Origin of the sequence: Burkholderia vietnamiensis LMG 10929 (genome assembly GCF_000959445.1) — a bacterium.
Taxonomy (GTDB): Bacteria; Pseudomonadota; Gammaproteobacteria; order Burkholderiales; family Burkholderiaceae; genus Burkholderia; species Burkholderia vietnamiensis.
Window position 1 is genome coordinate 2,985,182 of record NZ_CP009631.1, and the last position, 13,010, is coordinate 2,998,191.

The window sequence follows — 13,010 nt, forward strand, 5'->3', positions numbered from 1 at the left end:
ACGCGGCCGGGCGATAGACTCGCGGTTGACGCGGTAGACTGCGCTGTCGGGGAAACTGCGGCGTTCGGCCGCAGGTGTCGGCGTTGCGTCGGCGGCGGGCAAAAAAAAGCGCCACGGAGACCGTGGCGCTAAAAAAGTTCTAGCCATTCCGAGGGCCGTGCTAGAACCTGAGAGACTGCGCGAAACACCGTAGCGGGTTAAACTCCTGAAACGATGTTTCGAAAACGTGAGACATTCTTTCCGTTTCCGGCCGCCAAGTCAAGCGGTATTTGCACCGGCCTCTTCACTTTCCGGCAATAGTGAGTTGGCGGTTTCCCCAGTAAACCCAAGGGTGAACCCGTAAAATATCATACGATGAACGATTCACCCATGGAACATGCATGTTTTGACAATCATCGTACAATTCTAACAAAATTGAAATCGAGTTTCGGAAATAGAGAGAACCGCACGTGTCGACATCTGTAACGCCTCCTGCGCCCCGAGATCGCGAATCGTCGCCGGACGAGATCACCGCCCTCGCGCGCGGTCTCGCCGTGCTGCGCCGCATCGCTGCGGCCGACGCCCCGGTCAGCAATCGCGAGCTGACCGAATTGACCGGCATCCCGAAGCCGACGGTGTCGCGCATCACCGCGACGCTCGTCAGCGCCGGCTTCCTGTTCCAGCTGCCGGACAGCGAACGCTTCGTGCTGACGGCGTCCGTCCTCGAGCTGAGCCACGGCTTCCTGCGCAACTTCGACATTCGCGCACGCTCGCGGCCGTTCATGATCGAACTGGCCGAACGCACGTCGCTGTCGGTGCACCTCGCGGTGCGCGACCGGCTCGACATGGTCGCGATCGACGTGATCCGGCCGCGCTCGGCGGTGCTGGTCACGCGTCTGGAAATCGGCTCGCGGATGGACATCGCGCGCACGGCGGTCGGCCGCGCGTATCTCGCGGCGCTCGAGGACGACGAGCGCGACACGCTGCTCGACGCGCTGCGCGCGACGGCCGGCGACGACTGGCCGCTCGTGTCGGCGCGCCTGAAATCCGGCCTCGACGAAGCGCTCCGCGACGGCCATGCGCTCGCGGTCGGCGAGTGGCGCGAAGGGCTGAACGCCGTTGCGGCCGGATTCGTCGGGCCGTCGGGCCAGCGCTATTCGGTGAACTGCGGCGGCGCGTCGAGCCAGTGCGCGCCCGAATGGCTGCAGGAACACGTGGTGCCCGCGCTGCACGAATGCATCGCGAAGATCACGCGCGAAATCGGCGGCTCGCCGGCGCGGCGCAGCGTCGTGTAATCGATTCGTCATCGTCGCGTCGCGTTCTTCGTGTGCTGTAACGGCCGTAACCCGTTGAAAGATGGGCCACTGGACTGTAGCGGGGACGGCACGTAGGATCATGCCCATCGTCGCGCCGCAGCCGCGGCGCACAATGCGCTCTTTCCCGCGCGGATCTGACGGGCCGGACCGAGCCGGCCCCGCCGGCGCTGCATGCGCACGCGCGATCGGCGCGATCGGCGCATTCGCCGCGTTTACCGCGTGTACGGCGCCTACCGGCACGCCGCGCCGCCTTCCCGACAGAACACGATGGACAACCAACCCAAGCCCACGCCCCCTTCGAAGGACCCTGCCCCCACTGCCGCACGGCGCCCGCGCCGCACGCTCGCGATCGGCACGCTCGCGGTCGTCATCATCGGCGGCCTGCTGTGGTGGCATCCGTGGCGGCGCACGCCCGCCGACGCAACCGGCGCCGCCGGCCCGGCGTCCGGCGCGATGGCCGGCGGCGACCATCGCGGCCGCGGCGGCCCCGCTGCGATGGCGAACGTGCCGCAGCCCGTGTCGGTCGCAACCGCGACGCAAGGCGAGATGCCGATCGTGCTGTCCGCGCTCGGCACCGTGACGCCGCTCGCGAACGTCACCGTCAAGAGCCAGTTGTCGGGCTACCTGCAGTCGGTCGCGTTCCAGGAAGGCCAGATCGTGAAGAAAGGCGACCTGCTCGCGCAGATCGACCCGCGCCCGTACCAGGTCTCGCTCGAGAACGCCGAAGGCACGCATGCGCGCGACGCGGCGCTGCTCGCGACCGCGCGTCTCGATCTGAAACGCTATCAGACGCTGCTGTCGCAGGACTCGATCGCATCGCAGACGGTCGACACGCAGGCGTCGCTCGTCAAGCAATATGAAGGCACGGTGAAAACCGACCAGGCCGCGATCGACTCCGCGAAGCTCAATCTCACGTACGCGCGCATCACCGCGCCGGTCGCGGGCCGCGTCGGCCTGCGTCAGGTCGACGCCGGCAACTACGTGACGCCGGGCGACACGAACGGGATCGTCGTCATCACGCAGCTGCAGCCGATCAGCGTGATCTTCACGACCTCGGAAGACAACCTGCCGGCGATCCTCGAGCAGGTGAACGCGGGCCGCAAGCTGTCGGTCACCGCCTACAACCGCAACAACACGGTGCCGCTCGAGACGGGCTCGCTCGAGACGCTCGACAACCAGATCGACACGAGCACCGGCACGGTGAAGCTGCGCGCCACGTTCGCGAACGCCGCGGGGCGGCTGTTCCCGAATCAGTTCGTCAACACGCGGCTGCTCATCGACGTGATCCGCAATGCGACGATCGTGCCGACCTCGGCGGTGCTGACCGGCTCGATCGGCCAGTTCGTGTACGTCGTCAAGCCCGACAACACGGTGACGGTGCGCAAGGTCAAGACCGGCCCGGTCGACGGCGAACGCACGAGCATCGTCAGCGGCGTCGCGCTCGGCGAGCGCGTGGTCACCGACGGCTCCGATCGCCTGCGCGAAGGCTCGAAGATCTCGATCCCCGCCGACAAGCCGAACGGCGCGTCGGGCGCACATGGGGCCGGCGCGGCAGCGGGTGCGTCGGGGGCTTCAGGCACAACCAGTGCATCGGACGCATCGCGCACGGGCGCCCATCGCGGCGGCCACCACACCGGCGCGTCGCACGCAGCGGCCGCGTCGGCCCCGTAACGCACGGGCCGCTCGATGAATCCATCCCGCCTGTTCATTCTCCGGCCGGTCGGCACTGCGCTGCTGATGGCTGCGATCATGCTGGCCGGCCTCGTCGCGTTGCGCTTCCTGCCGCTCGCCGCGCTGCCCGAAGTCGACTATCCGACGATCCAGGTCCAGACCTTCTATCCGGGCGCGAGCCCGGAGGTGATGACGTCGTCGGTCACCGCGCCGCTCGAGCGGCAGTTCGGGCAGATGCCGTCGCTGAACCAGATGTCGTCGCAGAGCTCGGCCGGCGCATCGGTGATCACGCTGCAGTTCTCGCTCGACCTGCCGCTCGACATCGCCGAGCAGGAAGTGCAGGCCGCGATCAACGCGGCCGGCAACCTGCTGCCGTCCGATCTCCCTGCCCCGCCGATCTATGCGAAGGTGAACCCGGCCGACGCGCCGGTGATCACGCTCGCGATCACGTCGAAGACGCTGCCGCTCACGCAGGTGCAGGACCTGACCGACACGCGCCTCGCGATGAAGATCTCGCAGATCGCGGGCGTCGGCCTGGTGAGCCTGTCGGGCGGCAACCGGCCGGCCGTGCGGATCCAGGCGAACCCGACCGCGCTCGCGAAGTACGGGATGAACCTCGACGATCTGCGCACGACGATCTCGAACCTGAACGTCAACACGCCGAAGGGCAATTTCGACGGCCCGACGCGCGCCTACACGATCAACGCGAACGACCAGCTCACGAGCGCCGACCAGTACAACGACGCGGTGGTCGCATACAAGAACGGCCGCCCGGTGATGCTCACCGACGTCGCGCAGATCGTCGCCGGCTCGGAGAACACCAAGCTCGGCGCCTGGGTGAATGCGGAGCCGGCGATCATCCTGAACGTGCAGCGCCAGCCGGGCGCGAACGTGATCGCGACCGTCGACGCGATCAAGGCGCAGTTGCCGAAGCTCCAGGAGACGCTGCCGGCCGCGCTCGACGTGCAGATCGTCACCGACCGCACGACGATGATCCGCGCCGCCGTGCGCGACGTGCAGTTCGAGCTGCTGCTCGCGGTCGCGCTGGTCGTGCTGGTGATGTACCTGTTCCTCGCGAACGTGTACGCGACGCTCATCCCGAGCCTGTCGGTGCCGCTGTCGCTGATCGGTACGCTGGCGGTGATGTACATGGCCGGCTTCTCGCTGAACAACCTGTCGCTGATGGCGCTCACCATCGCGACCGGCTTCGTCGTCGACGATGCGATCGTGATGATCGAGAACATCGCGCGCTACGTCGAGGAAGGCGACTCCGGGCTCGAGGCCGCGCTAAAGGGTTCGAAGCAGATCGGCTTCACGATCATCTCGCTGACGGTGTCGCTGATCGCCGTGCTGATCCCGCTGCTGTTCATGGGCGACGTGGTCGGACGCCTGTTCCACGAATTCGCGATCACGCTCGCGGTGACGATCGTGATCTCGGCGATCGTGTCGCTCACGCTCGTGCCGATGATGTGCGCGACGCTGCTGCGCCATTCGCCGCCGCATGAAAGCCATCGCTTCGAAGCGCGCGTGCACCGCGCGATCGACTGGGTGATCGCCCGCTACGCGGTCGCGCTCGAATGGGTGCTGAACCGCCAGCGCTCGACGCTGGTGGTCGCGCTGCTCACGCTCGCGCTGACCGCGCTGCTCTACGTGTACGTGCCGAAGGGCTTCTTTCCCGCGCAGGACACCGGCGTGATCCAGGCGATCACGCAGGCGCCGCAGTCGATCTCGTACGGCGCGATGGCCGAGCGCCAGCAGGCGCTCGCCGCCGAGATCCTGAAGGATCCGAACGTCGAGAGCCTCACGTCGTTCATCGGCGTCGACGGCACCAACATCACGCTTAACAGCGGCCGCATGCTGATCAACCTGAAGGCGCGCGACGCGCGCAGCGAGTCGGCCGCGCAGATCATTCGCGACCTGCAGCGGCGCGTCGCGAACGTGACCGGCATCTCGCTGTTCATGCAGGCCGTGCAGGATCTGACGATCGACTCGACCGTGAGCCCGACGCAATACCAGTTCATGCTGACGAGCCCGAACCCCGAAGAGTTCGCGACCTGGGTGCCGAAGCTCGTCGCGCGGCTGCAGCAGGAGCCGTCGCTCGCCGACGTCGCGACCGATCTGCAGAGCAACGGGCAGTCGGTCTACGTCGAGATCGACCGCGCGAGCGCCGCGCGTTTCGGCATCACGCCGGCGACCGTCGACAACGCGCTGTACGACGCGTTCGGCCAGCGCATCGTGTCGACCATCTTCACGCAGTCGAACCAGTACCGCGTGATTCTCGAATCGGAGCCCCGCGAGCAGCATTACGCGCAGTCGCTGAACGACATCTATCTGCCGTCGGCCGGCGGCGGCCAGGTGCCGCTCGCGTCGATCGCGACGTTCCACGAACGGCCGTCGCCGCTGCTGGTCGCGCACCTGTCGCAGTTCCCGTCGACCACGATCTCGTTCAACCTCGCGCGGGGCGCGTCGCTCGGCGAGGCCGTGAAGGCGATCGGCGCGGCCGAGCACGACATCGGCCTGCCCGGCTCGTTCCAGACGCGCTTCCAGGGCGCGGCGCTCGCGTTCCAGGCGTCGCTGTCGAACCAGCTGTTCCTGATCCTGGCGGCGATCGTCACGATGTACATCGTGCTCGGCGTGCTGTACGAGAGCTACATCCATCCGATCACGATCCTGTCGACGCTGCCGTCGGCCGGCGTCGGCGCGCTGCTCGCGCTGATGATCACCGGCCACGACCTCGACATCATCGGCATCATCGGCATCGTGCTGCTGATCGGCATCGTCAAGAAGAACGCGATCATGATGATCGACTTCGCGCTCGAAGCCGAGCGCGTCGAAGGCAAGCCGCCGCGCGAGGCGATCTACCAGGCGTGCCTGCTGCGCTTCCGGCCGATCCTGATGACGACGCTCGCCGCGCTGCTCGGCGCGGTGCCGCTGATCGTCGGCGCCGGCGCGGGCTCCGAGCTGCGCCAGCCGCTCGGCATCGCGATCGCGGGCGGCCTGATCGTGTCGCAGGTGCTGACGCTGTTCACGACGCCGGTGATCTATCTCGGCTTCGACAGCCTCGCGCGCCGGACGCGCGGCTGGTTCGAGCGGCACGGCCCCGGCGCCGGCAAGCGGACCGGTGCGTAAGCGATGAACCTGTCGCGCCCGTTCATCACCCGCCCCGTCGCGACGACGCTGCTCGCGCTCGGCGTCGCGCTCGCGGGGCTGTTCGCGTTCATCCGGCTGCCGGTGTCGCCGCTGCCGCAGGTCGACTTCCCGACCATCCTGGTGCAGGCGTCGCTGCCGGGCGCGAGCCCCGAAACCGTCGCGACCAGCGTGACGAGCCCGCTCGAGCGGCATCTCGGCTCGATCGCCGACGTCAGCGAGATGACCTCGACCAGCACCGTCGGCAACGCGCGGATCGTGCTGCAGTTCGGGCTGAACCGCGACATCGACGGCGCCGCGCGCGACGTGCAGGCCGCGATCAACGCGGCGCGCGCCGATCTGCCCACGTCGCTCAAGAGCAATCCGACCTACCGCAAGGTCAACCCGGCCGATTCGCCGATCATGGTCGTGGCGCTGACGTCGGAGACGTCGTCGCCGGCGAAGCTGTACGACGCCGCCTCGACGGTGCTGCAGCAGTCGCTGTCGCAGATCGACGGGGTCGGCCAGGTGGCGATCAGCGGCTCCGCGAATCCGGCCGTGCGCGTCGAGCTCGAACCGCAGGCGCTGTTCCACTACGGGATCGGCCTCGAGGACGTGCGGGCCGCGCTCGCGTCCGCGAACGCGAACAGCCCGAAGGGGGCGATCGAGTTCGGCCCGACGCACTACCAGCTCTATACCAACGACCAGGCGTCGCGCGCGTCGCAGTACAGCGATCTGGTGGTCGCGTACCGCAACGGCGCGGCCGTGCGGCTGTCCGACCTGTCCGACGTCGTCGATTCGGTCGAGGATTTGCGCAACCTCGGGCTGTCGAACGGCAAGCGCGCGGTGCTCGTGATTCTGTACCGCTCGCCCGGCGCGAACATCATCGAGACGATCGACCGCGTGAACGCGGCGCTGCCGCAGCTCACCGCGTCGCTGCCGGCCGACATCACGGTCACGCCGGTGCTCGACCGTTCGACCACGATCCGCGCGTCGCTGAAGGACACCGAGCGCACGCTGCTGATCGCGATCAGCCTGGTCGTGATGGTCGTGTTCCTGTTCCTGCGCAACTGGCGCGCGACGCTGATTCCGAGCGTCGCGGTGCCGATCTCGATCGTCGGCACGTTCGGCGCGATGTACCTGCTCGGCTTCTCGATCGACAACCTGTCGCTGATGGCGCTGATCGTCGCGACCGGCTTCGTCGTCGACGACGCGATCGTCGTGCTCGAGAACATCACGCGCCACATCGAGAACGGCAAGCCGCGCTTGCAGGCGGCGTTCGACGGCGCGCGCGAGGTCGGCTTCACGGTGCTGTCGATGAGCCTGTCGCTGGTCGCGGTGTTCCTGCCGATCCTGCTGATGGGCGGCATCGTCGGGCGGCTGTTCCGCGAATTCGCGCTGACGCTGTCGCTCGCGATCGGCGTGTCGCTCGCGGTGTCGCTCACCGTCACGCCGATGATGTGCGCGCGGCTGCTGCGCGAAGCGCACGACGTGCACGAGGAAGGCCGCATCGGCCGGTTCCTCGAGCGCTGCTTTGCGCGGATGCAGCGCGGCTACGAGCGCACGCTGTCGTGGGCGCTGCGCCGCCCGCTGCTGGTGCTGCTGATCCTGTTCGCGACGGTCGGGCTGAACGTGTATCTGTACATCGTCGTGCCGAAGGGCTTCTTCCCGCAGCAGGACACCGGGCTGATGATCGGCGGCATCCAGGCCGACCAGTCGACGTCGTTCCAGGCGATGAAGCTGAAATTCTCGGAGATGATGCGCATCGTGCAGGGCAACCCGAACGTGAAGAGCGTCGCGGGCTTCACCGGCGGCTCGCAGACCAATTCGGGCTTCATGTTCGTCACGCTGAAGGACCGCACCGAGCGCAAGCTGTCGGCCGATCAGGTGATCCAGCAACTGCGTCAGCCGCTGTCGCACGTCGCGGGCGCGCGCACGTTCCTGCAGGCCGCGCAGGACATTCGCGTGGGCGGCCGGCAGAGCAACGCGCAGTACCAGTTCACGCTGCTCGGCGATTCGAGCGCCGAGCTGTACAAATGGGGGCCGCTGCTGACCGAAGCGCTGCAAAAGCGCCCCGAGCTCACCGACGTGAACTCCGATCAGCAGCAAGGCGGCCTCGAGGCGATGGTGACGATCGACCGGGCGACGGCCGCGCGGCTCGGCATCAAGCCCTCGCAGATCGACAACACGCTGTACGACGCCTTCGGCCAGCGCCAGGTGTCGACGATCTACAACCCGCTGAACCAGTACCACGTCGTGATGGAAGTGGCGCCGAAGTACTGGCAGAGCCCGGAGATGCTCAAGCAGGTGTGGATCAGCACGTCGGGCGGCAGCGCCAACGGTTCGCAGACGACCAACGCGACGGCCGGCACCTTCGTCGCGACGGCGGCCGGCACGTCGAGCGCCAGCACGGCCGCGACCAGCGCCGCGGCGATCGCGGCCGATTCGGCGCGCAACCAGGCGCTGAACGCGATCGCGTCGAGCGGCAAGTCGAGCGCGTCGTCGGGCGCCGCGGTGTCGACGTCCAAGTCGACGATGATCCCGCTGTCGGCGATCGCGACGTTCGGCCCGAGCACGACGCCGCTGTCGGTCAACCATCAGGGCCTGTTCGTCGCGACGACGATTTCGTTCAACCTGCCGCCCGGCGTGTCGCTGTCGCAGGCGACCCAGGCGATCTACGAGACGATGGCGCGGATCGGCGTGCCGCCGACGATCGTCGGCAGCTTCCAGGGCACCGCGCAGGCGTTCCAGCAATCGACGAACAACCAGCCGATCCTGATCCTCGCCGCGCTGCTGGCCGTCTACATCGTGCTCGGCGTGCTGTACGAGAGCTACATCCATCCGATCACGATCCTGTCGACGCTGCCGTCGGCCGGCGTCGGCGCGCTGCTCGCGCTGCTGCTGTGCAAGACCGAGTTCAGCATCATCGCGCTGATCGGCGTGATCCTGCTGATCGGCATCGTGAAGAAGAACGCGATCATGATGGTCGACTTCGCGATCGACCAGACCCGCCACGCCCACAAGTCGTCGTTCGACGCGATCCACGAGGCGTGCCTGCTGCGCTTCCGGCCGATCATGATGACGACGATGGCGGCGCTGCTCGGCGCGCTGCCGCTCGCGTTCGGTCACGGCGACGGCGCCGAGCTGCGCGCGCCGCTCGGGATCGCGATCGCCGGCGGGCTGATCATGTCGCAGGTGCTGACGCTCTATACGACGCCGGTCGTGTATCTGTACATGGACCGGCTGCGCGTGTGGAGCGAGAAGCGGCGCGGACGGCGCGGCGATACGGGTGGGCCGGCGGTGGCTGGGGAGTGAGGGGTGTGGGTGGGTGACTCAGGCGATCGCCGTAAGCCGTCCGCGAAAGGCGTCGTGATCGACGGGGCGATGCAGGTGGGCTGACCGTGGTCGGTGAGTGAGCCGTGCAAGCGGTCGGCTCCTGTGATCGCCGTAGGCCATCCACGAAAGGCGTCGTGATCGACGGGGCGATGCAGGTGGGCCGACCGTGGTCGGTGAGTGAGCCGTGCAAGCGGTCGGCTCCTGTGATCGCCGTAGGCCATCCACGAAAGGCGTCGTGATCGACGGGGCGATGCAGGCGCGCTAACCGTGGCCGGCGAGTGAGCGGCGCAAGCGACCTGTGCCGACGATAGGCGTAGGTGCTCCGCGCGGGGCAACGGTGCGGGAAAACGGCGGCACCGGCACCGACGTTCCCCCGCCGAACTGCCGAACCGCCGCTATTCCCCGTTATTCGCTCGCAGCTGCCGTCTTGCGCGGGCGACGTGCGCGCGGCGCCGTCTTGCGGGCCGGTTTCTTCGGCTTCGCTTCGCTCGATGCTTCACCCGTCGCCTCGGCAGCCGCTTCGGCAACCGGTGCGGCCGCTGACGGTTCACGCGGCGTCGCGCCGCTCGCCGGCGCAACGGGCTCACCCGATGCCTGCGCTACGCGCCGGTCGTCGTCGTGCGCGGCGCGCGCGTGCTGGCGGTCGGCATGCCTGGTATCCGCATGCTCGGGGTTCGCGTGCTGGTCTCGGCCATGCCTGTCGCCGTCGTGCGTCGCGTCGTCGGGCTTCGCTTCGCCATGGCGGGCAGCGCCCTTCGCATCGCCGCCCTTCGCATCACCGCCCTTCTTCGCGCCGGCCTTCTTCGCGGCGCTCTTGCGTGTGCGCTTGCGACCTTCCTTCGCGTCGCCATGCGTATCCACCGCCTCCACCGCTTCGCCGGACGCCGTGCTTTCGGCCGCATCAGCCGCCTGCGCCGCGACGATCGCCGCTTCGTCGACGAACTCGACGGCGGCTGCATCGTCCGCATCCGCGTGCGTGCTCTCCGGCACCCCCGCATGAGCGCCGTGCCCGCGACGGCGCGGCTCGCGCGCGGGCTGTACAGCGTCGCGCCCGCCGTGACCATGGTGCCCGCCCGCCTCGCGCGTGGCCGCCGGCTCCGCCGCAACGGGATGCCGCGGCCGCGACACGAACGCGCCCGACTTGTCGTCGCGCCCCACTTCGAGCAGGCCGCGCGCCTGCGCTTCGTCGAGCAGGTTGCCGAACGCGCGGAAGCCGTAGTACGACTCGTTGAAGTCGGGCTTGCGGCGCTTGATCGCGCTCTTGAGCACCGACGCCCAGATCTTGCCGACGTCGTCGCGCTCCGACGCGAGCGCATCGAACGTCTCGACCGCGAGCGCGATCGCCTCGCTGCGCCGCGCTTCCAACTCCGGCTTGCGCGACGGCTCGTCCGCGCGCTTCGCGCCGCCGTTGCCGGTTCGCTGCTGCTCGCGCTTGGCGAGCGCACGCTGCTGCTCGCGCACCAGGTCGTCGTAGAAAATGAATTCGTCGCAGTTCGCGACGAGCAGGTCCGACGTCGACTTCTTCACGCCGACGCCGATCACCTTCTTCGCGTTCTCGCGCAGCTTCGACACGAGCGGCGAAAAATCCGAGTCGCCGCTGATGATGACGAACGTATCGACATGCGACTTGGTGTAGCAGAGGTCGAGCGCATCGACGACGAGCCGGATGTCGGCCGAATTCTTGCCCGACTGGCGCACGTGCGGGATCTCGATCAGCTCGAAGCTCGCCTCGTGCATCGACGCCTTGAAGCCCTTGTAGCGCTCCCAGTCGCAATAAGCCTTCTTCACGACGATGCTGCCCTTGAGCAGCAAGCGCTCGAGCACGGGCTTGATGTCGAATTTCTCGTACTTCGCGTCGCGCACGCCCAGTGCGACGTTCTCGAAGTCGCAGAACACGGCCATGCTGATGTTGTCCAGGGGTAATGCCATGTGTACTCCAACCGGTTGGCCGCCGCGTTGTACTGCATGGCGGCGAAAAATGCATCGCGCACATGATAGCCGGTCGGCGGCCCGATTCCGCCATTCGCGCGTGCAGCCGCATCGAGCGGCGCGCGGCCAGCGGTACAGCCCCAATTACACGCGCGCCGCCTGCGCAATTCGACATACACTTGAGTAACGGTCGTCCGTCCCTATCTGGAAGGATGACGCATCGAGCAAGGAGCGGTTTCATGACGACGAAGGTACTGCTGATTGGCGCCACCGGCCGCACGGGCCAGGCCTGCGCGGATCTGCTGCTCAAGCAGCCGGAATTCGAGGTGACGGCGCTGGTGCGCCGGCACGGCTATGCGCTGCCGGGCGCGAAGGTCGTCGAGGCCGACCTGACGGGCGATTTCTCGCACGCGTTCCAGGGCATCACGCACGTGATCTACGCGGCCGGCTCGGCCGAAGCGGAAGGCGCGGCCGAAGAGGAGCAGGTCGATCGCGACGCGGTCGCGCGCGCCGCCGACTATGCGCTCGCCTGCAACGTGCAGAAGCTGGTGGTGATCAGCTCGCTGACCGCGTACTGGCCCGAGCGCAGCAGCGACGCCCTGCGCCATTACTCGCAGATGAAGCACGAGGGCGACGAGCGCGTGATCGCGTCGGGCATCGACTACGTGATCCTGCGCCCCGGCCCGCTCGCCGACGGCCCGGGCGTCGGCAAGATCGCGCTGGCCGAGGAGCCGCTCGACTCGCCGCCGCCCGTGTCGCGCCAGGACGTCGCCTGGGCCGCGATCGAAGCGATCAAGCTCGGCATTTCCCGCAAGGTGATCGGTTTCGTCGGCGGCAGCGTGCCGATCGAGCAGGCGCTGCGCGCGTAACGCGCGCCGTGGCCGTGACCGGGTGCGGGCGGGCGCGCAGCCCGTCGCACCGGCGCCCTGCGTCGTGGCCGGGTTTCGCATTGCATCGCGCGTTTCGCGCCGCCCGGACACGCGATTTCCTTCAACAGGCGCTCGCGCTCGCGTGCGGCCGCGACGTCGATTACCGCCGGCCCGCCGCGCCGCCGCACACCTTCGGCGCGATGCCTACTGCTTCGGATGAGCGTCGGCCCACGCCTTCACCGCCGCGAGCGTATTCTCGACGTGCTTGTCCGGCGACAGGCTCGTGTACTCGTAGAGCACCTTCCCTTCCGGCGAAATCACGTACGACACGCGGTTGGCGCGATCGAGCGCGGGCAGCTTCGCGTCGTATTCGCGGATGATCTTCGCGTCCGGATCGGCCGCGACCGGGAATTTGCTGCGGCACTCGCTCACCGAAAACTTCGTCAGCGTGTCGATGTTGTCCGCCGACACGCCGATCACCGTCGCGCCGTAAGCCTTGTAACGATCGACCGCGTCCGCGAACGCGTGCGCCTCGATCGTGCAGCCCTTCGTGAACGCGGCCGGGTAGAAATACAGCACCACCGGCCCACGCTTGAGCGCATCGGCCAGCGTGTACGTGTACGTCTTGCCGCCCAGCGACGCCTGCGTCGTGAAATCCGGCGCCCGTTGGCCCGGTTTCAATTGTGCGTGCGCAACCAGCGCATGGCCGGCCACCAGCGCCGCTGCCGCGGCGCCCAGCAATAGTTTTCGCTTCATCTGCGTCCTCATTTCTTATAAAGTCGGC

At 67.9% G+C, this 13,010-nt stretch carries 7 protein-coding genes; 5 read left to right on the forward strand and 2 right to left on the reverse strand.

From position 1 onward, the window contains the following. Positions 1-449: 449 nt before the first annotated feature. The 4 genes from AK36_RS23385 to AK36_RS23400 all read left to right on the forward strand — a co-directional run bounded on the left by AK36_RS23385 (position 450) and on the right by AK36_RS23400 (position 9,407). Positions 450-1,274 (forward strand): IclR family transcriptional regulator, encoded by an 825-nt coding sequence (locus AK36_RS23385; RefSeq protein WP_045579301.1) that lies wholly within the window; start codon positions 450-452, stop codon positions 1,272-1,274. A 288-nt stretch (positions 1,275-1,562) separates the two neighbouring features. Beyond that, positions 1,563-2,966: an MdtA/MuxA family multidrug efflux RND transporter periplasmic adaptor subunit gene (locus tag AK36_RS23390; protein WP_045579498.1), complete on the forward strand. Its 1,404-nt coding sequence runs from the start codon at positions 1,563-1,565 to the stop codon at positions 2,964-2,966. A 15-nt stretch (positions 2,967-2,981) separates the two neighbouring features. Next, positions 2,982-6,095 (forward strand): MdtB/MuxB family multidrug efflux RND transporter permease subunit, encoded by a 3,114-nt coding sequence (locus AK36_RS23395; protein ID WP_045579302.1) that lies wholly within the window; start codon positions 2,982-2,984, stop codon positions 6,093-6,095. Between the two features lie 3 nt (positions 6,096-6,098). Then, positions 6,099-9,407: an efflux RND transporter permease subunit gene (locus AK36_RS23400; protein WP_045579303.1), complete on the forward strand. Its 3,309-nt coding sequence runs from the start codon at positions 6,099-6,101 to the stop codon at positions 9,405-9,407. Between the two features lie 426 nt (positions 9,408-9,833). Here the strand turns inward: AK36_RS23400 and AK36_RS23405 are convergent, their stop codons facing one another. Next, the gene (locus tag AK36_RS23405; protein ID WP_034194200.1) at positions 9,834-11,357 is read right to left on the reverse strand and encodes an NYN domain-containing protein; all 1,524 of its coding nucleotides are present in this window, start codon (positions 11,355-11,357) and stop codon (positions 9,834-9,836) included. Positions 11,358-11,596: 239 nt separating this feature from the next. On the opposite strand from AK36_RS23405, the gene AK36_RS23410 reads away from it, so the two are divergent. Beyond that, positions 11,597-12,226 (forward strand): SDR family oxidoreductase, encoded by a 630-nt coding sequence (locus AK36_RS23410; RefSeq protein WP_045579304.1) that lies wholly within the window; start codon positions 11,597-11,599, stop codon positions 12,224-12,226. A 204-nt stretch (positions 12,227-12,430) separates the two neighbouring features. Here the strand turns inward: AK36_RS23410 and AK36_RS23415 are convergent, their stop codons facing one another. Continuing rightward, positions 12,431-12,982 (reverse strand): peroxiredoxin, encoded by a 552-nt coding sequence (locus tag AK36_RS23415; protein ID WP_045579305.1) that lies wholly within the window; start codon positions 12,980-12,982, stop codon positions 12,431-12,433. Positions 12,983-13,010 lie beyond the last annotated feature (28 nt).